At 71.4% G+C, this 22,466-nt stretch carries 21 protein-coding genes; 6 read left to right on the top strand and 15 right to left on the bottom strand.

What is annotated here, in order from left to right:
- Nucleotides 1-98 precede the first annotated feature (98 nt).
- The 3 genes from ACFY0F_RS35580 to clpS form a co-directional block, all read right to left on the bottom strand.
- On the bottom strand, nucleotides 99-1,517 hold the full coding sequence (locus ACFY0F_RS35580; protein ID WP_388804022.1) for an amino acid permease: 1,419 nt from the start codon (nucleotides 1,515-1,517) through the stop codon (nucleotides 99-101).
- Nucleotides 1,518-1,869: 352 nt separating this feature from the next.
- Entirely contained in the window at nucleotides 1,870-2,475 is a 606-nt protein-coding gene (locus ACFY0F_RS35575) for a DUF2017 domain-containing protein (protein WP_388804020.1), read from the bottom strand.
- A 32-nt stretch (nucleotides 2,476-2,507) separates the two neighbouring features.
- Nucleotides 2,508-2,825: an ATP-dependent Clp protease adapter ClpS gene (clpS, locus tag ACFY0F_RS35570; protein ID WP_142152253.1), complete on the bottom strand. Its 318-nt coding sequence runs from the start codon at nucleotides 2,823-2,825 to the stop codon at nucleotides 2,508-2,510.
- Nucleotides 2,826-2,965: 140 nt separating this feature from the next.
- On the opposite strand from clpS, the gene ACFY0F_RS35565 reads away from it, so the two are divergent.
- Nucleotides 2,966-4,312, top strand: a complete 1,347-nt coding sequence (locus ACFY0F_RS35565) for a nicotinate phosphoribosyltransferase (protein ID WP_388804017.1) — start codon at nucleotides 2,966-2,968, stop codon at nucleotides 4,310-4,312.
- A gap of 187 nt (nucleotides 4,313-4,499) precedes the next feature.
- The gene (locus ACFY0F_RS35560; protein ID WP_388804014.1) at nucleotides 4,500-5,090 is read left to right on the top strand and encodes an isochorismatase family protein; all 591 of its coding nucleotides are present in this window, start codon (nucleotides 4,500-4,502) and stop codon (nucleotides 5,088-5,090) included.
- A 41-nt stretch (nucleotides 5,091-5,131) separates the two neighbouring features.
- Here ACFY0F_RS35560 and ACFY0F_RS35555 read toward each other — a convergent pair whose 3' ends face one another.
- Nucleotides 5,132-5,485: a hypothetical protein gene (locus ACFY0F_RS35555; protein WP_388804011.1), complete on the bottom strand. Its 354-nt coding sequence runs from the start codon at nucleotides 5,483-5,485 to the stop codon at nucleotides 5,132-5,134.
- A gap of 121 nt (nucleotides 5,486-5,606) precedes the next feature.
- Nucleotides 5,607-7,961: an immune inhibitor A domain-containing protein gene (locus ACFY0F_RS35550; protein ID WP_388804008.1), complete on the bottom strand. Its 2,355-nt coding sequence runs from the start codon at nucleotides 7,959-7,961 to the stop codon at nucleotides 5,607-5,609.
- A gap of 403 nt (nucleotides 7,962-8,364) precedes the next feature.
- On the opposite strand from ACFY0F_RS35550, the gene ACFY0F_RS35545 reads away from it, so the two are divergent.
- Nucleotides 8,365-8,661: a hypothetical protein gene (locus ACFY0F_RS35545; RefSeq protein ID WP_388804005.1), complete on the top strand. Its 297-nt coding sequence runs from the start codon at nucleotides 8,365-8,367 to the stop codon at nucleotides 8,659-8,661.
- A gap of 56 nt (nucleotides 8,662-8,717) precedes the next feature.
- Here the strand turns inward: ACFY0F_RS35545 and ACFY0F_RS35540 are convergent, their stop codons facing one another.
- Entirely contained in the window at nucleotides 8,718-9,380 is a 663-nt protein-coding gene (locus ACFY0F_RS35540) for an RDD family protein (RefSeq protein ID WP_388804002.1), read from the bottom strand.
- Between the two features lie 99 nt (nucleotides 9,381-9,479).
- A complete protein-coding gene (locus tag ACFY0F_RS35535) occupies nucleotides 9,480-11,021 on the bottom strand; it encodes an RDD family protein (RefSeq protein ID WP_388803999.1) in 1,542 nt (513 codons plus the stop codon).
- A gap of 258 nt (nucleotides 11,022-11,279) precedes the next feature.
- Between ACFY0F_RS35535 and ACFY0F_RS35530 the strand changes: the two genes are divergently transcribed.
- Nucleotides 11,280-11,693 (top strand): SsgA family sporulation/cell division regulator, encoded by a 414-nt coding sequence (locus ACFY0F_RS35530; protein ID WP_388803996.1) that lies wholly within the window; start codon nucleotides 11,280-11,282, stop codon nucleotides 11,691-11,693.
- An 18-nt stretch (nucleotides 11,694-11,711) separates the two neighbouring features.
- Here the strand turns inward: ACFY0F_RS35530 and ACFY0F_RS35525 are convergent, their stop codons facing one another.
- Nucleotides 11,712-13,118: an FAD-binding oxidoreductase gene (locus ACFY0F_RS35525; RefSeq protein ID WP_388804036.1), complete on the bottom strand. Its 1,407-nt coding sequence runs from the start codon at nucleotides 13,116-13,118 to the stop codon at nucleotides 11,712-11,714.
- Nucleotides 13,119-13,210: 92 nt separating this feature from the next.
- On the opposite strand from ACFY0F_RS35525, the gene ACFY0F_RS35520 reads away from it, so the two are divergent.
- Complete coding sequence (locus ACFY0F_RS35520; RefSeq protein WP_388803993.1) at nucleotides 13,211-14,659, top strand: tetratricopeptide repeat protein; 1,449 nt, start codon at nucleotides 13,211-13,213, stop codon at nucleotides 14,657-14,659.
- Nucleotides 14,660-14,675: 16 nt separating this feature from the next.
- Here ACFY0F_RS35520 and hppD read toward each other — a convergent pair whose 3' ends face one another.
- The gene (gene hppD, locus ACFY0F_RS35515) at nucleotides 14,676-15,824 is read right to left on the bottom strand and encodes a 4-hydroxyphenylpyruvate dioxygenase (protein WP_388803991.1); all 1,149 of its coding nucleotides are present in this window, start codon (nucleotides 15,822-15,824) and stop codon (nucleotides 14,676-14,678) included.
- A gap of 123 nt (nucleotides 15,825-15,947) precedes the next feature.
- Between hppD and ACFY0F_RS35510 the strand changes: the two genes are divergently transcribed.
- A complete protein-coding gene (locus ACFY0F_RS35510) occupies nucleotides 15,948-16,445 on the top strand; it encodes an Lrp/AsnC family transcriptional regulator (protein ID WP_388803988.1) in 498 nt (165 codons plus the stop codon).
- 80 nt (nucleotides 16,446-16,525) lie between these two features.
- Here the strand turns inward: ACFY0F_RS35510 and ACFY0F_RS35505 are convergent, their stop codons facing one another.
- The 6 genes from ACFY0F_RS35505 to ACFY0F_RS35480 form a co-directional block, all read right to left on the bottom strand.
- The gene (locus tag ACFY0F_RS35505) at nucleotides 16,526-17,314 is read right to left on the bottom strand and encodes a S16 family serine protease (RefSeq protein ID WP_388803985.1); all 789 of its coding nucleotides are present in this window, start codon (nucleotides 17,312-17,314) and stop codon (nucleotides 16,526-16,528) included.
- A gap of 103 nt (nucleotides 17,315-17,417) precedes the next feature.
- Nucleotides 17,418-18,059, bottom strand: coding sequence for an IclR family transcriptional regulator (locus tag ACFY0F_RS35500; RefSeq protein ID WP_388803982.1), 642 nt, complete (start codon nucleotides 18,057-18,059; stop codon nucleotides 17,418-17,420).
- 312 nt (nucleotides 18,060-18,371) lie between these two features.
- Nucleotides 18,372-20,171 carry a DEAD/DEAH box helicase gene (locus tag ACFY0F_RS35495; protein WP_388803979.1) on the bottom strand — a complete coding sequence of 600 codons (1,800 nt, stop codon included), beginning with the start codon at nucleotides 20,169-20,171 and terminating at the stop codon, nucleotides 18,372-18,374.
- Nucleotides 20,172-20,291: 120 nt separating this feature from the next.
- Nucleotides 20,292-20,666 (bottom strand): type II toxin-antitoxin system death-on-curing family toxin, encoded by a 375-nt coding sequence (locus tag ACFY0F_RS35490; protein ID WP_388803976.1) that lies wholly within the window; start codon nucleotides 20,664-20,666, stop codon nucleotides 20,292-20,294.
- Nucleotides 20,663-20,863 carry a hypothetical protein gene (locus ACFY0F_RS35485; protein ID WP_388803973.1) on the bottom strand — a complete coding sequence of 67 codons (201 nt, stop codon included), beginning with the start codon at nucleotides 20,861-20,863 and terminating at the stop codon, nucleotides 20,663-20,665. Before ACFY0F_RS35485 ends, ACFY0F_RS35490 begins: the two co-directional genes overlap by 4 nt.
- Nucleotides 20,864-20,904: 41 nt before the next feature.
- The gene (locus tag ACFY0F_RS35480; RefSeq protein ID WP_388803970.1) at nucleotides 20,905-22,347 is read right to left on the bottom strand and encodes an MFS transporter; all 1,443 of its coding nucleotides are present in this window, start codon (nucleotides 22,345-22,347) and stop codon (nucleotides 20,905-20,907) included.
- Nucleotides 22,348-22,466 lie beyond the last annotated feature (119 nt).

Here is a 22,466-nt window from a genome sequence, read left to right as displayed (position 1 = left end):
ACGCCGGTGGGGGCACCGCCCGCTCGAGCGAAGCCGAGAGTGGGGGAGGGCGTGCCAAGCCCCGCGTCTGCGGCATGATCCGCCGGACAGGCCCTGGGTCAGCCCACCTGCTCCAGTTCGGGCTCGCTGCGCTCGGCGACCTGGGGGTTGCGGGACTTGAGCACGGCCCAGCCGATGCCCAGGGCGACGGCCCAGCCCGCCATGACGTACAGGCAGACACGGGAGTCGGCGTCGTACGCGATCAGGCAGGTGACGAAGAGCAGGAACGCGATGGCGATGTACGAGCACACCGCGCCGCCCGGCGCCGGGAAGGAGGAGGCGGGCAGCCGGCCCGTGTCCACCGCGCGGCGGTAGAGGACGTGGCTGACCAGGATCATCAGCCAGGTCCAGATGCCGGCCGCGGTCGCCACCGAGGTGACGTAGCCGAAGGCCTTCTCCGGGACGATGTAGTTCAGGATCACGCCGATGCCCATGAAGGCGACCGAGACGGTGATGCCGAGCGCGGGGGTCTTGGTGGCCGAGAGCCTGCTGAAGACCCGGGGGGCCTCGCCGTTGTCCGCGAGGGTGCGCAGCATGCGGCCCGTGGAGTACATGCCGGAGTTGCAGGAGGACAGGGCGGCGGTGAGCACCACGAAGTTGACGATGCCGGCGCCGGCCGGGATGCCGATGACCGCGAAGGCCTTCACGAAGGGGCTGACGCCGGCCGCGAAGGAGGTCCACTTCACGACGCACAGGATGACGGTGAGGGCGCCGACGTAGAACAGGGCGATGCGCCAGGGCAGGGTGTTGATGGCCTTGGGGAGGGTCTTCTCCGGGTCCTCGGACTCGCCGGCCGTGACGCCGACCAGCTCGACGGCGAGGTAGGCGAACATGACGCCCTGCAGGGTCATCAGGGAGGAGCCGACACCCTTGGGGAAGAAGCCGTCGAACTGCCAGAGGTTGGCGACGGAGGCGGTGTCCCCGGCGGCACTGAACCCGAAGGTGAGCACGCCGAGGCCGATCACGATCATGCCGACCAGCGCGGTGACCTTGACCATGGAGAACCAGAACTCGATCTCGCCGAAGAGCTTCACCGAGATCAGGTTGGCCACGAACAGCACGACGAGGAAGACCAGCGCGGTCACCCACTGGGGGACGCCCGGGAACCAGTAGTTGACGTAGATCGCGGCGGCCGTCAGCTCGGCCATGCCGGTGACGACCCACATCAGCCAGTAGGTCCAGCCGGTGAAGTAGCCGAAGAACGGGCCGAGGAACTCGCGGGAGTACTCCGCGAAGGAACCCGAGACCGGACGGTAGAGCAGGAGCTCGCCGAGAGCCCGCATGATGAAGAAGATGATCACGCCCGCGAGGGCGTACATGACGATGAGGCTGGGACCGGCCTTGGCGATGTTCGCCCCGGCTCCCAGGAACAGACCGACGCCGATGGCGCCGCCGATCGCGATCATCTGGACCTGACGACTGCCGAGCCCGCGCTCGTACCCCTCCTCAGGGGCGTCGGTGACCTTCTCGGAGGTCATGTGTGGTGCGCCTTTCTCCAAGCCGACCCGGGCCTTGTATCGGCCTCGGATCGGGTTTCGATCCCCCCGGATTGATTGGAGTTGAGCGGGCTACGCGCGCCCGCTCGTGCCTGGCCGGCGGTCGCCGGCTCGGTGGCGCACCCGGCCGAACATGGGTGGTGTTCGCCGGGCGGTCGTGAAGATTTATCACGGCCGCAACACTGATCACAGAGGCCGGGTGTGGCGCACCCCACAGGGAGAAGCGGACAAAGGGCACCCGAAACCGCCAAAGCAGGCCGCGACGGTAACGCGATCGTTATCCGGATTTGAGCGTCCGCTGAGCGAACGGCGGATCGGGCGAAAACCGGGGGAATCAGGGCATCAACGTGGAGACGAGTGTCTCCTGCAGCCCTCCGAGCCACAGGTACGCCATCGCCATCGGCTTGCGCGGGTCCTCGTCCGGGAGCCGGTAGAGCAGGTCGGTGTCGTCCTCGTCGGCGATCTCCAGCCGGGCCCCTATCGCCAGCCGGAGGTCGTTGAGGGCCCCCAGCCACTGCCGGGACTCCTCGGGGCTCAGGCTGAGCACGGCCCCGCCCTCGCCGGCGGACGCCAGCGCGTCCAGGGTGCGGATCACCGACAGCGCGTTCTCCCGTTTACCGGCCCGCAGGTCGTTCTCGGTGAAGCGGCGGAACTCGGCGGAGTACGCCCGCTGCTGCTCGGCGCCCTCGGTCGAGGCGGGGGTGCGCTCCGGGTCGCAGTAGGCGTCCGGGAGGAGGCGCCGGAGCACCGGGTCGGTGGGCGGCTCGCTCGGGCCCTCGGCGAACAGCTCGGCGAGCGGGTCGTCGGGGGCGTCCTCGGCGGGGCCGGGGCCGATTATCTCCAGGAGCTGGACGGCCAGCGAGCGGATGATGGAGATCTCGACGTGGTCGAGAGCGACGGCCGCGCCGCCGCCGGGGAGCGGTTCGAATGTTCCGGGCATGGATGAGGTCGTTTACTCCGGTCTGGTTCCGGTTACTTCCGGTCCTGCTGGAGGGTGGCCCACAGACCGTAGCCGTGCATCGCCTGCACGTCGCGTTCCATCTCCTCGCGGCTTCCGCTGGAGACGACCGCCCGGCCCTTGTGGTGGACGTCGAGCATGAGCTTGGTGGCCTTGTCCTTGGAGTACCCGAAGTACGTCTGGAAGACGTACGTCACATAGCTCATGAGGTTGACCGGGTCGTTGTGGACGATCGTGACCCAGGGGACGTCGGGCTCGGGTACGGCGAAGACCTCCTCCGCCGATTCGGTGCGTTCGATCTCTACGGGAGCGGGTGACGTCACATGGCCCATGCTGCCACGCACGCCAGAAATCGTCACACTGACGAAATAGGAGTACCATCCATGGTCATGCCGCATGCACCGGGCAACAACCCCCGGGCCCCCGGCCGAGGCTCGGGGCACCCGGAGAGTCGTGACACAGGAGGACTTTCGTGGCTGTAGCGGACCTTGGGCTGCCGGTGGACGTTCCCTCGACGGCGCTCTTCACCGACCAGTACGAGTTGACGATGCTGCAGGCGGCCCTGAAGGCCGGTACCGCGGAACGGCGCAGCGTGTTCGAGGTCTTCACCCGGCGGCTGCCGGAGGGGCGCCGGTACGGCGTCCTGGCCGGTGTCGGCCGGGTGCTGGACGCGGTGGAGAACTTCCGCTTCGACGCGGGCGTCCTCGGCTTCCTGCGCGAGCACGGGATCGTGGACGAGGAGACCCTCCAATGGCTCGCCGGCTACCGCTTCTCGGGTGACGTCTGGGGCTACCCCGAGGGCGAGGTGTACTTCCCGGGCTCGCCGCTGATGCGGGTCGAGGGCTCCTTCGCCGAGTGCGTGCTGCTGGAGACGGTGATCCTGTCGATCCTCAACCACGACTCGGCGATCGCGGCCGCCGCCTCCCGTATGTCCTCGGCGGCCGGCGACCGGCCGCTGATCGAGATGGGCGCCCGCCGCACCCACGAGCTGTCCGCCGTCGCCGCGGCCCGGGCCGCCTACGTCGGCGGTTTCACCTCCACCTCGGATCTCGCCGCGGGCTTCCGGTACCACATCCCGACCGTCGGCACCTCCGCCCACGCCTTCACCCTGCTGCACGACCGCGAGCGGGACGCCTTCCAGGCCCAGGTCGACTCGCTGGGCCGGGGGACCACCCTGCTGGTGGACACCTACGACGTCGCCGAGGCGGTCCGCACGGCCGTCGAGATCGCCGGGCCCGAGCTGGGCGCCGTGCGGATCGACTCCGGCGACCTGCTCCTCGTCGCCCACCGGGTGCGGCAGCAGCTCGACGAGCTGGGGGCGCGGAACACGAAGATCATCGTGACCTCGGACCTGGACGAGTACGCCATCGCCTCGCTGGCGGCGGCCCCGGTGGACGCGTACGGCGTCGGCACCCAGCTGGTGACCGGCTCCGGGCACCCTACGGCCTCCATGGTGTACAAGCTGGTCGCCCGCGCCGAGTCCCTGGACCCGAAGGCGCCGCTGGTGCCGGTGGCGAAGAGGTCCACCGGCGGCAAGACCTCGGTCGGCGGCCGCAAGTGGGCCGCGCGGCGGCTCGACGAGTACGGCGTGGCCGAGGCGGAGGTCGTCGGCACCGGCCCGGTCCCCACCGGCCTCGCCGACCGGCAGCTCCTCGTCCAGCTGGTCAAGGGCGGCGAGGTCGTCGGCCGGGAGCCGCTGGACGTCGCCCGTGACCGCCACGCCGCCGCCCGCGCGGGCCTGCCCATGTCGGCGACCCAGCTCTCCCGCGGGGAACCGGTCCTCCCGACGGAGTACGTCCAGACGGGCTCGGGTGGTTAGGGGGTGTCGCCGGGGACGCGCGCACGCCCCGCGACGCGACCCGGTGACACTGCCGTAGCGGGGGTCGCGTCCGCGCGCGGTGCGTGCCCCCTCCCGCGCCCGGCGTGAAGTCTCTAGGCTCGGAGGTTCACGGCCGGGCCCGCGCCCCTTCACCACTTCCGACCCCACAGCCGAAGGACACCCACCCATGCGCCGCGCCTTGATCGTCGTAGACGTGCAGAACGACTTCTGCGAGGGGGGCAGCCTCGCGGTGGCCGGTGGTGCCGATGTGGCCGCCGCCATCACGGAGCTGATCGGGCAGGCCCCCGCCGGGTACCGGCACGTGGTGGCCACCCGCGACCACCACATCGCACCCGGCGGCCACTTCGCCGACGACCCCGACTTCGTCCACTCCTGGCCGGCGCACTGCGTCGCCGGCACCGAGGGCGTGGGCTTCCACCCGAACTTCGCCCCCGCCGTCGCCTCGGGCGCGATCGACGCCGTCTTCGACAAGGGGGCGTACGCGGCGGCGTACAGCGGCTTCGAGGGCGCGGACGAGAACGGTGTGGGCCTCGCCGACTGGCTGCGGGCCCGGCACATCGACGAGGTGGACGTGGTCGGCATAGCCACGGACCACTGTGTGCGCGCCACCGCGCTGGACGCGGCGCGCGAGGGCTTCCGCACGCAGGTGCTGCTCGACCTGACCGCGGGGGTGGCCGCGGAGACCACCGAGCGGGCACTGGAGGAGCTGCGCGGGGCCGGCGTGGAGCTGACCGGCAAGCCGGTCGTCTCCGCCTGACCTGCCCGCCCCTCCCCCGGGCCGGCCGCCTCCCCGGCGCTTCAGGCCGTCGGCTGCCTCAGCAGGGCGCGGATCGGACGCCACAGCTCCGTGACGAGCTCGGCCGGGCTGACACCGTTGTCGGGGGCCGTCCGCCATATCAGGCCGTCCGGGTGGTGCAGTACGGCGGTGATCTCGTCCGGGGTCGGCGGGGCGGCGTTGCCCCGCAGGTAGACGGCGCGCATCCCCAGGTTGCGCAGCCTGGTCAGGGCGCGGGCGCGGTTGTGGGCGTGGACCAGCACCCGTACGGCCCCGGCGGGGGCGCTCCCGGCCGGGCCGCCGAGGTCGGGGCGGGGCAGGTTCAGCGCCACCACCACCGTGCCGTTCGGCAGCTTGCAGAAGCCTCCTGCGGCCATGCGGTCATCCCCCCGTGTCGGTCGGTGTCAATAAGAGAGCCACAGGACGCACCTAAACACGATCGGCGGCAACCCGCCAAGAGGTTGCCGCCGATACGCTTGTGACCTGCGAAAACGCTGACTACTTCACCGCGGGTCCGACCTTGAGGTAGATCGTCGAGCCGTCCTTGGCCTCCTTGACGATCCGGATCTTGGTGTTGGTGTCAGTGATCTTGACACCGGCGGTTGGGGTCGAGGGGTCGTAGTAGGTGCTGGTGTGGTCGTTGAAGACCGACACGCCCTTCGACGACTTGATCTTCGTCGCGACGTCCGCGTTGTGCAGCGTGATGCCGTCGGTGCGGTACAGGCTGAATGGCGAGTCGTAGGACTGGATGCGGGTGCGCATCAGCGTGCCGTCGGACCACTTCAGCGCCTTCGGGTGCGAGTCGACCGGGAGGACCAGGCCGACGCCCGGGTGGACGCTGGTGTTGTTGTCCGCCTGGGAGGTGTCCCACTTCCAGATCAGGAGACCGTTCTGGTACGGGTAGTGCTCCACCCAGTCCGGACGGGTCGTGGAGAAGCCGAAGTTGTACGGGCCGACCTTGAGGGTCTTGTCGTACGACACGTACTGGCGGTTCTCGGCGATGTAGTACTGCGCGTAGTCCTTGGTGAAGGACGCGCCGATCCGGGAGAAGCCGTTCGCGGTCCAAGCGGCGTCCGCGCTCTCGGCGTTGTCGGAGAACAGCACCGAACCGTCGGCGGTCAGTGTGATCTCGTCGGCCGCGAAGCCCTTCTGGGCCACGCCGCCGTCGGTCTGGTAGCGGAAGCGGACGTCGATCTTCTTGCCCGCGTAGGCGTCGAGGGAGTACGACAGCTTCTTGTAGCCGTCGACCGTGCCGGTCAGGGCCGGCTTGTCGCTGGCGTCGCGCGGAATCGGCTGACCGTCCACCGTGCCGTCGAGCGCGGTCCAGTTGGCGCCGCCGTCGGTGGAGACCTCCGTGTAGAGGAAGTCGTAACCCGACTCGATGTCGTAGTAGCCGTCCAGGTTCAGCGCGGCCGAGGACTTGCCGGTGAGGTCGACGGAACGGGTCAGCGTGTTCTTGAGGTTGTCACCGCTGCCGCTCCACCACTGGGTCGAGCCCTGCGCCGGGGTCACCACGGTGGTGCTGACCGCCTTGTCCGGCAGGTTGACCACGAGGGCCTGCTTGTTCCACGTGTTGTACTCGGCGACGCCGAGCTTGTGCGTGGACTGCTTGCCGGCCTTGGCCGTGTCGTAGTCGAGCCAGCCGAGCTGGAGCTTGTCCCAGGCGCTGAAGTCGCCCGGCAGGTCACCGATGGAGTCCTTGCCCCGGCCGAGCCAGGAGCCCGAGGACATCAGGGTCCAGAAGCCGGTGGAGTTGTCGCCGTTGCCGGTGGTGTCGTAGTGGTCCGGCAGGCCGAGGTCGTGGCCGTACTCGTGGGCGAAGACGCCCAGGCCGCCGTTCTCCGGCTGGATGGTGTAGTCGCCGACCCAGATGCCGGTGGTACCGATCTGCGCGCCGCCCAGCTTGTTGTTCTCCGGGCCGGTGGCGCCGGCGTCGGTGCCGAAGGCGTACCAGCGGTGCGCCCAGATGGCGTCCTTGCCCTGGACGCCGCCGCCCGCGGACTCGTCCTCACCGGCGTGCACGATCTGGAAGTGGTCGATGTAGCCGTCGGGCTCGTTGAAGTTGCCGTCGCCGTCGTAGTCGTAGCGGTCCCACTGGTCGAACTTCGCGACGTCGGTCTTGATCTGGGCGTCGGTGCGGCCGGCCGCCTTCTGCTGGGCCACCCACGCGCTCAGCCCGTCACTGACGACGTTCCAGACGCTCGGGCAGTTCGTGGAGCCGCAGGCGTTGTTGCCGTAACGGGCCTCGTTGTAGGGGACCTTGACCCAGTCGGCGACCTCGCCGTCCACCGAGTAGCGGCCCGAGGACTCCTTCTCGTAGAACTTCTTCATCGACCCGGTCTTCTTGCCGGTGCCGAAGTAGAGGTCCTGGAAGTGCTTCTGGTTGTAGTCCTTCTGCCAGGCCGTCGAGTTGTCCTTGGTGCGGTCGGGCGCGGCTATCTGGTTGTGCAGGGGGCCCGCCGTGCCGCCGAACTTCGGGTCGGTCTTGTCGCCGAACTCCACCAGGATGGTGAAGATCTTGTCGGTCTTCTCCCGGCCCAGCTCGACGTACTTGCTGTCGCCCTTCTTGCTCTTGAGCTGGACGACCTTCGAGCCGTCCCGGTCCTTGGCCTTGGCCTTGCCGGATATGACCTCGTTGAGGGCTTCCTGGCGCTGGGCCTCCTGGGTCTTGCTCAGCGGGCCGTCGAGGTCGTGCTCCTGCTGCTTCACCGGCGCCGGGTCGTGCCGGTTCGCGGCAGCCGACTTGGCCGTGCCGGCAGCCTCCGCGACGGCGAAGGTGGAGAACGTGGCGGAGGCCGCCGCGAGCGCGATGCCTATCGCGGCCGCTCTGAACGTCCAGGTTCTGCTGGTCACTTGAGTTCCTCCCCCGCGTCCGCGCACACGGAAGGAGGGTCCTGGTCATGGAAGGGCCCGTGCGCGCCTGATCAACGCGTGTAGTCAAGTGACGACATTTGACTAGAGGTTTAAGAGAAAAGACAGATCTTGACTTGAGCAGGTCAAGTGCACTATGCGGAGCTGAGGTTCGCTTTACGAACACCTCGCGCCTCGCTCACCCGGCGCGTGAGTCCGTCCACTTCCTGGACGCCGTGACTCCGTGCGCCCCCTGTGCACCGGTACCGTGGGTTAGGTCACGCTTACCAGTCGTTCCGCTCGGGCATGCAGGCGAATAGAGTCGAACGGTGGAACGCCCCGAAGTCGGCGGAAACACAGGCCGGCGTCCCGTCTCACCCCCACATCTCCCGAGGACACGATTACCATGCCTCGTCCGACCGCCGCACAGCTCGCCTACGGTTCCTGCACCGTGATCTTCTCGACGCTCGCCATGCTGCTGCTGTCACAGACGAGTTCGGGCCTCGGGATCGCGGTCATCGCCCTCGCCGCCCTCGCGCTGGGGGTCCTCGTCGCCATGACGGTTCCTTTGCCGAAGCCGCGCGCGGTCGCCGCGGCGGACGGGAGCCAGGCCCGGGAACCGGTGGCCGACGAGCGTGTGACCGCCCGCCGGGAACCGGTGGCCGCCGCGGTCGAACCGGTCCGCGAGCCCACGGCTTCCTGACCTCCGCGGCGCCTTCCGCCCTTTCGCCCCTTTCCGCCGGTCAGCCGGTCAGCCGGTCAGGCCGTGCTCACCACCACCGTCTTCCCTGCCTTGTCGTGCAGTCCCTGCTTGTAGGGCCTGTCGAAGAAGCTCCAGCCGCCGCAGACGGCCGTCCAGACGCAGGCGCAGCAGAAGGCGAACGGCACCCACAGCACCAGCGCGCGCACCAGGGAGTTCTGCGTGGAGGGCGTGCTGCCGTCCTGCAGGTTGGCCACCCGCATGCTCAGCCACTTCTTGCCGAGGGTCTGCCCGGACCTGGCGATCATGATGGTGTCGTAGGCGACGAAGAGCACCGCGGTGACGAGTGACTGCGCGAAGGACCTGCCGACCTCGAACCTGTTGCCGCTCATCTCGTCCTGCCACGCCCCCAGGGGCAGGGTGACCAGCCAGACCACGATGCCGACCAGGATCATGTCGATGATGCGGGCCAGGGTGCGCCTGCCGCTGTCCGCGAGCGGGGGCATGCCGGCGAGCGGGTCGCTGGGATAACCGCCGCCTCCGTGCGGCTCACCGCCGTAGGGCGGGACCTGACCGCCGTAGGGCGGGACCTGACCGCCGCCGGGAGGAGGCTGTTCGCCGCCGTACGGCGAGCCCGCGCCCTGGCCGGGTGGGGGCTGCTTCCTGAACGGGTCGTCCTCCGGGGGCTGCGGTCCGGAGCCGGCGGGCGGTTCGCTGCTCATGGCCCGAGTCGATCGCGAACCCCCCGGCTCCGCATCCGCGGACGGCCGTCCGGAGTACGCGGTCCCGTCCGGCGGACGGCCGGCCCCGGGTGGGCGGTGTCAGGCCGCCACGAAGGTGTGGGAGGCCTTGTCGTGCCAGCACTGGTGCCACGGCCGGTCGAACAGGCACCACAGCACACCCACCACGCCGACGCCGAGCAGACCGGGGACGCTGTAGACCAGCCAGCGGCGCAGGGCCCGGCCGAACGACGGCGGCTCGTGCGCCTCGATGTCCCGCACCTCGATGCCGCACAGCTTCTTGCCCAGCGTACGGCCCCACTTGGCGGTGGGCAGCGCCTCGTACAGGACACCGGTGACCAGCAGCACGGCCAGGACGATGCCGAGGTAGGCGCCGGTCGTGCCGTCCAGCAGCCAGACGGTGACGGTACGGCCGGACAGCTTGGCCGCGTCGATCTTCTCCTGGACGTGGTCGACGGCCTTGGCGCCCAGCGGTACGGCGGCCGTGGCGGTGACCGCGCCGAGGACCAGCGTGTCGACCAGGCGGGCGAGCAGCCGCTTGCCGACCCCCGCCGGCCGCGCCGCCGCCTGCCGTCGGGCGGCCGCCTGGAACAGGTCCTCCACCGGCGGCTTCCACGGCGTCACGGGCTGCTCGTCCCCGGCCCCGGCGAGCCGGTGCACCTGCTGCGCCCAGGACGACTGCCCACCGCCCGCCCCGCCGGCCATCGGGGCCGGCACGGGAGCCGCGGCGGGACCGGGCAGCGGGCTCGCCTGCGGGGGGACGGAGGCGGTGACCGGGGACGGGGCGGAGGCCTGGGGCGCGGACCCCAGGGCGCTGCCCTGGGCCTGCGCGGGGAGCTGGGCCTGGCCGGGACCCTGCGCCTGGCCGTGGACGGGACCCTGCGCCTGGCCGGGGACCTGCGCCTGGCCCGGGACCTGCGCCGGGCCTTTCGCCGCTGCCGCCCGGGCGGCGGCCGCCTTCCCCGCGCCGAACCCCGGCTTCGCGGCGCCCCCGGCGCCGGCGGACCCGACGGGCCCCTGCACCCCGAAACCGGCGGAGCCGTCGCCCGCCCCGTCCTTCTGTCCGGAGCCGGGCGTGCGCGGCGGAACCGGCCGGAACGTCATCGTGCCGTCGTCCACCTGGCCCGCGGAGCCGCCGCCCGGGCGCCGGAAGACGAACGTGCCGCCCTCTTCGGGGCCGTCGTGGCCCGGGTCGGCGGGCGGGATCGTCGCCGTGCCGTCGGTGCTGGCGGCCCGGCCGTCCGGCTGGGCCGGGGAGCCCGCGGGCGTCCGCGGGTCGGCGCCCCAGGAGACGCGGCGGTCCTGGTCACCGCCGAAACCGGACTGCCCGCCCGGGTCGGCACCCCACGCCGACGCCGGCTGCGCCGCGGGGGCGGCGGGCGGGTCCTCGTCGAAGAAGTGCGGGCCGGTCTCCTCGACCGCCGCCGGGGCCTGCGGCTGCCGCTGGGCCGGCCAGGTGCCGGGCGGTGCGGCGAGCGACTCGCCGTCCTGCGGCGCCGGCCGGCTGGTGCCCGGCACCCAGGCGGCCCCGTTCCAGTACCGGACGTAGCCGGGGATGGAAGGGTCCGGGTAGTAGCCCTCGCGGGGCCTGTCGTCTCCGGGGGCCGGGGTTGGGGCGCTCATGTCCGCGTCGTCCCGTATCTGCTCGGGGGTCGTATGGGGGCTCCACATCTATCAGACCCACGCCGCCCCGAGCGCCAGTCCCGCAGGACCCACCCCTTTCCGGGCGACGCCGTGCTAGAGACTTCCCGCGGGCTTCACAACTCGCCGGGACGCGGATCCGGGAAAAGTCCCCGAACCCGCGTAACGCCCCCGCCCCGGCCGCCTCTCACCGTGCACGGGCCCGCTCCCACGGCCCCGTCGAGAGAGGAACGGAACGTCATGCAGCACCTCGTGGTGGAACGCGAACTCGAACTGCAGCTCATCCTTTCCGCCGACCACAGCTTCCCGGTCCCGGCCCGGCTCGGCTACCGCTCCGACGACCCCTACGCCGTCCACATCGCCTTCCACGTCACCTCCGAACAGCCCGTGAACTGGACCTTCTCCCGGGACCTGCTGGTGGAGGGGGTGTTCCGGCCGTGCGGGCAGGGTGACGTCAAGGTGTGGCCCACGAAGGTGGACGGGCGCGGCGTCGTCCTGATGGCGCTGAGTTCACCCGACGGTGAAGCCCTGCTCCAGGCGCCGGCCGCCCAGCTGGCCGCCTGGCTGGAGCGCACCCTGCGCGCGGTGCCCCCGGGGAGCGAGGCCGAGCTGCTCGGGATGGACGGCGCGCTCGACCAGTTGCTCGCCCGGTGACCCCGGGGGGACGGGGCGTCAGAACAGCTTGCCGGGGTTCAGGATCCCCAGCGGGTCGAACACCTGCTTGACGGCGCGCTGCATCTCCAGGCCCACCGGGCCGACCTCGCGGGCGAGCCACTCCTTCTTCAGGACGCCGACGCCGTGCTCGCCGGTGATGGTGCCGCCCAGTTCCAGGCCGAGGGCCATGATCTCGTCGAAGGACTCGCGGGCGCGGCGGGTCTCGTCGGGGTCCTGGGCGTCGAAACACACGGTCGGGTGGGTGTTGCCGTCACCCGCATGGGCGCACACCCCGATCGTCAGACGGTGCTTCTCCGCGATCCGTTCGACGCCCTCGATCATCTCGGCGAGCCGTGACCGGGGCACGCACACGTCGTCGATCATCGTCGTGCCCTTGACGGCCTCCAGGGCGACGAGGGCCGTCCGGCGGGCCTGGAGGAGGAGTTCGGACTCGGCGGTGTCCTCGGCGGGGACCACCTGGGTGGCGCCCGCGGCCTCGCACACCGCGCCGAGGGCGGCGAGGTCCGCGGCGGGGTCGGGGGTGTCGAAGGCGGCCAGCAGCAGGGCCTCGGTGGTCTCCGGCAGGCCCATCCGGGCGAGGTCGTTGACCGCCTTGACGGTCGTACGGTCCATCAGTTCGAGGAGGGACGGCACATGGCCGCCCGCCATGATCCGGCACACGGCGTCGCAGGCGTCGGCCGCGGAGGCGAACTCGGCGGCCAGCACCAGCTGCCGCGGCGGCTTCGGCCTGAGAGCGAGGACGGCCCGTACGACGATGCCGAGGGAGCCCTCCGAGCCGACGAAAAGGCGGGTCAGGTCGTAGCCCGCCACGCCCTTGGCGGTGCGGCGGCCGGTGGACATCAGACGGCCGTCGGCGAGGACGACGTCCAGGCCGAGGACGTACTCGGCCGTCACCCCGTACTTCACACAGCACAGCCCGCCGGAGCCGGTGCCGATGTTGCCGCCGATGGTGCACATCTCCCAGCTGGAGGGGTCCGGCGGGTAGTACAGGCCGTGTTCCTCGACCGCGCGGGAGAGGACGGCGTTGACCACGCCCGGTTCGACGACCGCGACACGGTCGACCGGGTTGATCTCCAGGATGCGGTCCATCCGGGTCAGGGACAGCACGATGCAGCCGTCGGAGGCGTTGGCCGCTCCGGACAGGCCGCTGCGGGCGCCCTGCGGGACGACCGGCACGCGTAGCTCGGTGGCGGTGCGCATGACGTGCTGGACCTCCTCGACCGTGCGTGGCAGTACCACCACGGCCGGGGTGCCGGCCGGGCAGAAGCTCGCCATGTCGTTGGCGTAGGAGGCGGTGACGTCGGGGTCGGTGAGGACCGCCTCGGCCGGCAGGCCCACGAGGAGCCGGTCGGTGAGACTGCCCTGGGCTTCGTCACGCGGCGCTTCGATACGGCTCATGATCACAGCCTTGCACCCGGGGCCATCGGTGTGAACCCCGTACACGGCACCCTTGGGCCACCCGGATGTGCTCGTCATATTGACGCACAGTAAGACGTATGGAGAAGCGACAGTCCGGTCCGGGTACGTCCCTGGTGGCCGTGCGGCCCCGGCGGCGTCTGCGCATGCTGCGGCGGGTGCTGGTGGCCTCGGTGACGGGCACCGCGGCGGTCGGCGGGGCGCTGATGCTGCTGCCGAGGGAGCCGGTCCGGTCCGGCCCGCCCGCACCGGCGCCCGGCCCACGGGCCCCGGTCGCGGTGACCGCCGGGATGCCGGCCGCGCTGCCCGACCTGACCCGCCTGATCGGGGACCGGGAGAACCATCTGCGGACGCATCCCCGGGACGCGCGGGCGTGGGCGGTGCTGGGCACCGCCTATCTGCAGCGGGGGCGGCAGACCGCCGACGCCGCGAACTACCCGCAGGCCGAGCACGCTCTGCAGACCTCCCTGGAGGTCGCGGGCGGTGCGAACGTCGAGGCGCTGGAGGGGCTCGCGGCGCTGGCGAACACGCGCCGGGACTTCGCCGCGGCCCGGGAGTGGGGCGAGCAGGCGAACAAGATCGCGCCGAAGCGGTGGACGACGTACGCGGTGCTGATCGACTCCTACACCGGGCTCGGCGACTACAAGGCGAGCCGGAGCACGCTGGACAAGCTGATGGCGCTGCGCACCGGCGCCGCCGTCCGCCCGGCGGTGATGGCACGGGCGTCCGCGGTGTACCGCGACCGGGGCTGGCGCGAGGACGCGGCGGCCCAGCTCGCCGACGCGGCGGCGGCCGCCCGCAGCCCCGCCGAGCAGGCCGACTACCTCACCCGTGCCGGACAGCTCGCCTGGGAGCGCGGTGACCGCCAGGACGCGCTGCGGCACTTCGACGCGGCGCTGCGCGCGGACCCCGGGCAGCGCGCCGCCATGGCCGGCCGGGGCCGCGTACTGGCCGCGCTGGGCCGGACCTCCGAGGCGCTGACCGCCTACCGGGCGGCGCTCACCGGGCAGCCCTCCCCCGAGTACGCGCTGGAGCTGGGCGAGCTGTACGAGTCGCTGGGCAGACAGGAGGAGGCGCAGGCCCAGTACGACCTGGTGCGGACCCGGGCGGACCGGGACCAGGCCGGCGGGGTGGACGAGGAACTGCTGCTCGGGCGGTTCGAGGCGGACCACGGGAACCGGGAGGACGCCGTGGTGCTGCTGGAGGACGAGTGGGAACGGCAGCCGGGCATCGACGTGGCGGACGCGCTGGGCTGGGCCCTGCACCGGGTGGGTGACGACGAGGAGGCGCTGCACTACGCCCGGGTCGCCACCGACAAGGACAAGGGGGGCGGGGTGCGCAGCGCGCTGTACTCGTTCCACCTGGGCATGATCGAGGGCGAGCTGGAGCAGACCGGGCCCGCGCGCCGCCATCTGCAGGAGGCGCTGCGGATCAACCCCTACTTCTCGCCGTTGCGGGTGCCGGTCGCACGGGAGGCGCTGGCCCGGTTGGGTGAGCCCCCCGACGAGGAACCGCCGCCGGAGGGCTGACCCGGAACCCGGAGCGTCAAAGGTTGCCGCGCCGCTCCTGCTCCCGCTCGATCGCCTCGAACAGGGCCTTGAAGTTGCCCTTGCCGAAGCCCATGGAGCCGTGCCGTTCGATGATCTCGAAGAAGACGGTCGGACGGTCCTGGACCGGCTTGGTGAAGATCTGCAGGAGGTAGCCGTCCTCGTCGCGGTCGGCGAGGATCTTCAGCTCGCGCAGGGTCTCCACGGGGACGCGGGTGTCGCCGACCCACTCGCCGAGGGTGTCGTAGTAGGTGTCGGGGGTGTCCAGGAACTCCACACCGGCCGCGCGCATGGTGCGTACCGTCTGCACGATGTCGTTGGTGTTCAGCGCGATGTGCTGGACACCGGCGCCGCCGTAGAACTCCAGGTACTCGTCGATCTGGGACTTCTTCCTGGCGATCGCGGGCTCGTTGATCGGGAACTTCACCTTGAGCGTGCCGTCGGCGACGACCTTCGACATCAGGGCGCTGTACTCGGTGGCGATGTCGTCGCCCACGAACTCCTTCATGTTCGTGAAGCCCATGACCTTGTTGTAGAACTCCACCCACTCGTTCATCCGGCCGAGTTCGACGTTGCCGACGCAGTGGTCGACGGCCTGGAAGGTGCGGTGGGCGGGGGGTGCGACCATCGGCTTCGCGGCCACGTAGCCGGGCAGGTACGGCCCGTCGTAGCCGGAGCGCTCGACCAGGGTGTGCCGGGTCTCGCCGTAGGTGGCGATGGCGGCGAGGACGACGGTGCCGTGCTCGTCCTTCACCTCGTGGGGCTCGGCGACGGAGCGGGCGCCGTGCTCGATCGCGTAGGCGTACGCGGCGCGGGCGTCCGGGACCTCGATCGCCAGGTCGATGACGCCGTCGCCGTGCTCGGCCACGTGCTGTGCGAGGAAGTGGCCCCAGGTCGTCGCGGGCTTGATGACGGAGGTGAACACGAAGCGGGCGGAGCCGTTCTCCAGAACGTAGCTCGCGGTCTCCCGGCTGCCGTTCTCCGGTCCGGAGTAGGCGACCAGCCGCATGCCGAAGGCGGTGGAGTAGTAGTGCGCCGCCTGTTTGGCGTTGCCCACGGCGAAGACGACCGCGTCCATTCCCTTGACCGGGAAGGGGTCGGCCTGCCGGGCGGTCGTGACGGGAGTGTGGTCTGTGGTCTGCGTCATAGCGGAAGCGTGAACCCGGTCGGCAAGGTGCGCAACAGTTCGCGTATTCGCTGGGCAATCTGCTCGGCGACATGGCGTCGTCGGCGGTATTTCTGTACAGGATGACCATCTCAGGAGGCGGGCATGGCGATCGATCGGCTGGACGGGCGCATCATCGTGCTGCTGGCCCGGGAGCCACGGATCGGGGTCCTCGAGATGTCCCGGCGGCTCGGGGTGGCGCGGGGCACGGTGCAGGCCCGGCTGGACCGGCTCCAGTCGAACGGGGTCATCCGCGGGTTCGGCCCGCAGGTGGACCCGGCGGCCATCGGCTATCCGGTCACGGCGTTCGCCACGCTGGAGATCCGGCAGGGCCAGGGACCCGACGTACGCGCCCATCTGGCCACCGTTCCGGAGGTGCTGGAGCTGCACACCACCACCGGCAGCGGGGACATGCTGTGCCGGCTGGTGGCCCGCTCCAACGCCGACCTCCAGCGGGTGATCGACCGGGTCGTCGGTTTCGACGGCATCGTCCGGGCCGCCACGGCGATCGTGATGGAGAACCCGGTGCCACTGCGGATCATCCCGCTGGTGGAGCAGGCGGCGGAACAGGCGGAGGGGCGGGGTGAGGTGGGGGCAGGGTGAGGTGGGGCGGGCACCCGCCTCGGCTGGACCCTCGTCGAGGTCGGTCTGCGGCTTGCCGCGGCCCCGAGGCCGGCGGTCGCCTAGCAGCTCGGTACGGCGCCCTTCCCCTTCTCCAGGGCCATCAGGGAGTTCACCGCGCCCTTGAGGGTGGTCACCGGAACCAGCCGGAGCCCCTTGGGCAATTCGGCCTTGGCGTCGGAGCATTCGTCCTTGGGTACCAGGAAGACGGTCGCCCCGTCCCGGCGGGCGGCCTGGGTCTTCAGGGCCACACCGCCTACCGCGCCCACCTTGCCGGCGGCGTCGATCGTGCCCGTGCCGGCGATGGTGCGGCCGCCCGTCAGGTCGCCGCCGCTGCCGTCCCCGTTCAGTTTGTCGACGATCCCGAGGGAGAACAGCAGCCCCGCGCTGGGCCCGCCGACGTCGGCGAGCCTGAGGGTGACCTTGACGTCCTTGCTGTTCAGGTTCAGGTACTTCAGCGCCGCCTCGGTCGCCGCGTCCTGGGACTGCTGCATCTGCTCGACGTTGTGCTTCTCGATCTCCTTGACGGTGTCGCCTTGGTAGACCGCGTCGTGCGGCATGACCGCGCGGTCCGTGCGGAACCAGTTGTCGAGCACGTCGCCCAGCGACACGCGCGTGTCCGGGCCGGTGGCTACGATCGTCACCATCCGCAGCTGCCCGCTCGTCGCGCGGGTCGGCGCGCCGGAGACGGTGATCACCTGGGTGCCCTTGTTCTTGCCCAGCACGTTCGCCGTCGGCCCCGGCTGCGCCACCGAGAACGGCAGCGGCGCGAACACCGCGGCGGCGATCAGGGCCGCGACGGGCAGGGCGCAGACGGCGACGGCCTGGAGGCGTGTGAGACGAGACAGCACAGGATCAATCTACGGGACGACCGGTTCCGGCCAAGGCCCGGTCAACCACCCACCCCGGCACCGGCTCACCCCGCCCGGATCACCGGGTCCGGCAAGCGCCGCGTCACCGCAACGCCTCCGCCACCTCCCTCGCCGCGTCGACGACGCGCGGCCCGACCCGCTCCGGCACGGCGTCCGCCAGCATGACCACGCCGACGCTGCCTTCCACGCCCGTGACCCCGAGCAGGGGCGCCGCCGCCCCGCTGGCCCCGGCCTCGAGTTCGCCGTGCGTCAGGGTGTACCCCGGTTCCGCCGACGGTGAATGGCGGGCGGAGAGGATCGCCCTGCCCGCGGCCCCGCGGTCCAGCGGATGCCGGAAACCGGCCCGGTAGGCCACGTGGTAGTCCGTCCACGTCGGCTCGACCACCGCGACGGCCAGCGCCTCGCTCCCGTCCACCAGCGTGAGGTGGGCGGTCGCCCCGATGTCCTCCGCCAGCGACCTGAGCGCGGGCAGCGCGGCCTCCCGTACCAGCGGGTGCACCTGCCGGCCCAGTCGCAGCACACCCAGTCCGACGCGGGCTCGTCCGCCCAGGTCACGCCGGACGAGCGCGTGCTGTTCGAGGGTGGCGAGCAACCGGTACACCACGGTCCGGTTCACGCCCAGTTTGGTGGACAGCTCGGTGACGGTCAGCCCGTGGTCGGTGTCGGCGAGCAGTTTGAGGACGCGCAGTCCCCGGTCGAGCGTCTGAGAGGTCTCCGCGGTCACGACGCCCACTCCTTCGGTGGTGAGGTCGGCGACCCCTGGGTGAGGGATGCGTCACCGAGTCCCGTCAGCGACGCTTCAGAGGCCGCCGATCGGCAGACGGTCCCGGCGGCTCCGGGACCGGTCGCTTCACGGCTGCGCTCCGCGGCGGCGCTGCCACGGGGCGTGTGCGTAGCGGGACAGTAGCGAAGCGGGTTCGCTGAGCGAAAGCCTCCGTCCAGAATCCGGGCATGACCCGGCATGGCCTGCGACCTTCGTCCTGATACGCGCGGCGCGCTTCCCGCGCCGTACGCCCCTCCCGCCTGCGCGGGCGGGTCACCTCATGCGCGTCGCCCACTCCTGCACCTTGGCGATCCGCTGCCGCAGCTGCCCGGCCGTGGCCTCGGCGCTCGGCGGGCCGCCGCACACGCGCCGCAGTTCGGTGTGGATCACCCCGTGCGGCTTGCCGCTCTGGTGGACGTACGCGCTGACCATGGTGTTGAGCTGCTTGCGCAGCTCCATCATCTCCTTGTGGGAGACGACGGGCCGCCGCTCGGCGGGCAGTTCGAGCAGGTCGGCCTCGTCGTCCGGCTTCTTACGGCTGTGCGCGATCTGCCGGGCCTGCCGCTTCTGCAGCAGCAGTTGGACCTGGTCGGGTTCGAGGAGACCGGGGATGCCGAGGTAGTCCTGCTCCTCCTCGCTGCCCGGGTGGGCCTGCATGCCGAACTCGGCGCCGTCGTAGAGAACCCGGTCGAAGACGGCGTCGGACTCCAGCGCCTCGAAGGGCAGCATGTCCTGCTCGCCGGTGTCCTCGTCCTGCTCCTTGTTCGCCTCCTCCATCTCCTTCTCGGACTCGGCGTACGGGTCCTCCTCGCCCTCCTTCTTCGGCTTGTCGAGGGCGTGGTCGCGCTCGACCTCCATCTCGTTGGCGAAGGTGAGCAGGTCGGGGACGGTCGGCAGGAAGACGGAGGCGGTCTCGCCGCGCCGCCGGGACCGTACGAAACGGCCGACGGCCTGCGCGAAGAACAGCGGGGTGGAGATGGTGGTGGCGTACACGCCGACCGCGAGCCGGGGCACGTCGACGCCCTCGGACACCATGCGGACGGCGACCATCCAGCGGTCGTTGTTCCCGCTGAACTCGTCGATCCTGCTCGAGGCGCCGGCGTCGTCGGACAGCACGAGGGTGGCCTTGCTGCCGGTGATCTCCCGGATCAGCTTGGCGTACGCGCGCGCCGAGTCCTGATCGGAGGCGATGACGAGGGCGCCCGCGTCCGGGATGGCCTTCCTGACCTCGGTCAGCCGCTGGTCGGCGGCGCGCAGCACGGCGGGCATCCATTCGCCGCGCGGGTCCAGCGCGGTGCGCCAGGCCTGGCTGACGGCGTCCTTCGTCATCGGCTCGCCGAGCCGCGCGGCGACCTCGTCACCGGCCTTCGTACGCCAGCGCATGTTGCCGCTGTAGGAGAGGAAGATGACGGGCCGGACGACGTGGTCGGCGAGCGCGTTGCCGTACCCGTACGTGTAGTCGGCGGCGGACCGCCGGATCCCGTCCTGCCCCTCCTCGTAGGTGACGAAGGGGATGGGGTTGGTGTCGGAGCGGAACGGTGTGCCGGTGAGCGCGAGCCGCCGGGTGGCCGGCTCGAACGCCTCCAGGCAGGCCTCGCCCCAGGACTTGGAGTCACCGGCGTGGTGGATCTCGTCGAGGATGACGAGGGTCTTGCGCTGCTCGACCCGGTTGCGGTGCAGCATGGGCCGCACGCCGACACCGGCGTACGTCACCGCGACGCCCTGGTAGTCCTTCCCCAGGGGTCCCGCGCTGTACTCGGGGTCGAGCTTGATGCCTATCCGCGCGGCCGCCTCCGCCCACTGCTTCTTCAGGTGCTCGGTCGGCGCGACCACGGTCACCTGCTGCACGACGTGGTGGTGCAGCAGCCAGGAGGCGAGGGTCAGCGCGAAGGTCGTCTTGCCGGCGCCCGGCGTGGCGACGGCGAGGAAGTCACGCGGCTGCTCCTGGATGTACTTCTCCATCGCCCCCTGCTGCCAGGCGCGCAGCTTGCTGGCGGTGCCCCAGGGGGCACGGCCGGGGAAGGCGGGCGAGAGGTGGTGGTTGTGCGTGGAGGAAGCGGCGGTGGTAGTCACGGTCTCCGTGGATCTGGACGTCGGGCTGCTCGTCTGCGAATGACAACCGGGCCACCCTACCGGCGGCCCGGCGGTACCGACGCGCGGACGAGGCCGGGTCACCGGCGGGTGGGATCCACGTCACAGCACGCGCAGTCGCGCCGCGATCACGGCTATGTCGCTCTCCTTTCCCGAGGCCACGTCGATGACCAGGTCGTACGCCGTGTCCTGGTCGACCGCGGCGAGATCGACGCCGTTCAGGGCGAGGAAGGTGGCGGTGGCGAGCCAGGCGGTGCGCTTGTTGCCGTCCACCGGAGGGTGGTTGGTGGCGATGCCGTGCAGTAGTGCGGCGGCCTGCTCGTGGAGGTCGTCGTGGGCCGCCGTGCCGAACATGCGGGCGCGCGGCCGGTGCACCGCCGAGGCGAGCAGCCCGGGCGCACGGGCTTCCGGCGGCCGCCCGCCGAAAGCGACTTCGGCGACGGCGGTGACCTCGGCGACGGTGAGGTGGCGGGTCATTCGCCGAGCCTCCTCGACAGGTCGGCGTGCGCGGCGGCGAGACGCTCGGCGACGGCGCGCACGAGGACGCCTTGCTCGTGCAGCTCCCGGCGTACGGCCTCCTCGGCCACGTCCTGAATCGTGCGGCCCTGGGCGTCGGCCAGGTCGTCGAGGGCGCGGCGGGTGCCGGGGTCGAGGTGAAGGACGAGTTCATGCATCCCGGGTAACTACAGTGCGTGATCGGTTGGCGCCGAATGGTTTACGGTTCGCCCGCCGGCTCCCGCAGCCGCGTCGTCACCCAGGCCCCGATCAGCGCTATTCCGGCCATCGGCAGGAACACCGCGGCGAAAGCCACCGGAGGCGCACCGGTGTGGCCGTCCGCCGTGACCGTCGTGCTGCCGCCGCCCAGCGCCGCGAAGGCCGTGCCGGTCGCCGCGAGGAGGACGACGTTGGCCAGGGCGTCGGAGATCTGCAGTGCGGCCGAGTTGGTGCCGGCCTCCTCCGGGGCGGACAGCTGGAACAGGAGCACGCCGGCGGAGGAGATCACCAGTCCCATGCCGAAGCAGCCGAAGGCCCAGGCGACGGCGACGGTCCACACCGGCACGGCGGGGACCAGCACACTGGGCGCGGTGGTGATGGCCGCCGCCACGAGCAGCATTCCGGCGGTCATCAGCCGTTCCCGGTGCGGTGCGAACCGCGTCCGTGACTGCACCCACGAGCCCAGTGCCCAGGTCGCCCCGCCCGCCGCGAGCGAGAAGCCCGCCAGTGTCGGCGACAGCCCCCGCTGGGTGACCAGCATCAGCGGTACGAAGGACTCGGCGGCGATGAAGGACCCCGCGGCGACCCCGCGCAGCAGCACGACCGACGGCAGTCCGCGGGCCGCCCGGTAGGTGCCGCGCGGCAGGAGGCCGAGTACGGCCGGCACGAGCAGCGCGGCGCCCGCGGCACCGGGCAGCAGGGAGACCCACCGCAGGTCCTGCGCGGCGTACTGCAGCAGCCCCGCGCCGAGGGAGATCCCGAGCGCGAGCCGGATGCGCCGGCGGTCGAACGTGGCCGCCGTCTCCTCGTCGACGGGTCCGGCGGCCCGCCGCCGTATCTGCGGCAGCGCGAGGGCCAGCGGGAGGACCACCAGCACCGGGATGCCGAGGAACACCCAGCGCCAGCCGAGGTGCTCGGTCACCGCCCCCGCCGCCAGCGGGCCGACGACCGACGGCACGACCCAGCCGGCGGCGAAGGCCGCCATGACGGCGGCCCGCAGCCGCTCGGGATAGGCCCGGCCCACGACGACGTACAAGGCGACGATCACCAGCCCGCCGCCGAAGCCCTGCACGGCCCGCCCCACGATGAACACCCACATCGCCCCGGCGGTCCCGGCCACCACCAGCCCGGCCGCGAAGGCCCCGATCCCGATGGTGAGCGCCCCGAGCGGCCCCCGCCGGTCGGACCACTGCCCGGCGAGCACCATCCCGAACAGGCTCGTCGTGAAGTACCCGGAGAACGCGAACGCGTACAGCGACAGTCCGTCCAGCTCCCGCGCGGCGACCGGCATCGCCGTCCCCACCGCGGTCGCCTCGAAGGCGATCAGCACCACGACGGACACGATCCCGACGGTCAGCGCCCGGCGGGCCCGCCCGAGGACGGTGTCCTCGGATCCGTCGACCGGGTCGGCCGTTTCGGTATCGCGTCGTTCAAGGGCGTCCATGGCCGCCAGCGTAAGGCGCACAGCCTGGTTCGACCCCTGTCCGAGGTCGCCCATGACCTGCGACCTTCGTCGTACGCCCCAACTGCCCGACCCCCGGTTCATGAACGCCGTATGGCAGT

Source organism: Streptomyces sp. NPDC001544 (genome assembly GCF_042894285.1).
Lineage (GTDB): Bacteria > Actinomycetota > Actinomycetes > Streptomycetales > Streptomycetaceae > Streptomyces.
Note: the sequence above shows the minus strand (reverse complement) of the source record. Positions and strands in the feature narration are given on the sequence as shown.

What these genes read in the sequence shown, in the direction of transcription:
- ACFY0F_RS35580 (WP_388804022.1), bottom strand. Translation starts at nt 1,517, where the DNA reads ATGACCTCCGAGAAGGTCACCGACGCCCCTGAGGAGGGGTACGAGCGC.
- ACFY0F_RS35510 (WP_388803988.1), top strand. Translation starts at nt 15,948, where the DNA reads ATGGCGATCGATCGGCTGGACGGGCGCATCATCGTGCTGCTGGCCCGG.
- ACFY0F_RS35480 (WP_388803970.1), bottom strand. Translation starts at nt 22,347, where the DNA reads ATGGACGCCCTTGAACGACGCGATACCGAAACGGCCGACCCGGTCGAC.
- ACFY0F_RS35575 (WP_388804020.1), bottom strand. Translation starts at nt 2,475, where the DNA reads ATGCCCGGAACATTCGAACCGCTCCCCGGCGGCGGCGCGGCCGTCGCT.
- ACFY0F_RS35560 (WP_388804014.1), top strand. Translation starts at nt 4,500, where the DNA reads ATGCGCCGCGCCTTGATCGTCGTAGACGTGCAGAACGACTTCTGCGAG.
- ACFY0F_RS35555 (WP_388804011.1), bottom strand. Translation starts at nt 5,485, where the DNA reads ATGGCCGCAGGAGGCTTCTGCAAGCTGCCGAACGGCACGGTGGTGGTG.
- ACFY0F_RS35535 (WP_388803999.1), bottom strand. Translation starts at nt 11,021, where the DNA reads ATGAGCGCCCCAACCCCGGCCCCCGGAGACGACAGGCCCCGCGAGGGC.
- ACFY0F_RS35520 (WP_388803993.1), top strand. Translation starts at nt 13,211, where the DNA reads ATGGAGAAGCGACAGTCCGGTCCGGGTACGTCCCTGGTGGCCGTGCGG.
- hppD (WP_388803991.1), bottom strand. Translation starts at nt 15,824, where the DNA reads ATGACGCAGACCACAGACCACACTCCCGTCACGACCGCCCGGCAGGCC.
- clpS (WP_142152253.1), bottom strand. Translation starts at nt 2,825, where the DNA reads ATGGGCCATGTGACGTCACCCGCTCCCGTAGAGATCGAACGCACCGAA.
- ACFY0F_RS35490 (WP_388803976.1), bottom strand. Translation starts at nt 20,666, where the DNA reads ATGACCCGCCACCTCACCGTCGCCGAGGTCACCGCCGTCGCCGAAGTC.
- ACFY0F_RS35485 (WP_388803973.1), bottom strand. Translation starts at nt 20,863, where the DNA reads ATGCATGAACTCGTCCTTCACCTCGACCCCGGCACCCGCCGCGCCCTC.
- ACFY0F_RS35540 (WP_388804002.1), bottom strand. Translation starts at nt 9,380, where the DNA reads ATGAGCAGCGAACCGCCCGCCGGCTCCGGACCGCAGCCCCCGGAGGAC.
- ACFY0F_RS35530 (WP_388803996.1), top strand. Translation starts at nt 11,280, where the DNA reads ATGCAGCACCTCGTGGTGGAACGCGAACTCGAACTGCAGCTCATCCTT.
- ACFY0F_RS35545 (WP_388804005.1), top strand. Translation starts at nt 8,365, where the DNA reads ATGCCTCGTCCGACCGCCGCACAGCTCGCCTACGGTTCCTGCACCGTG.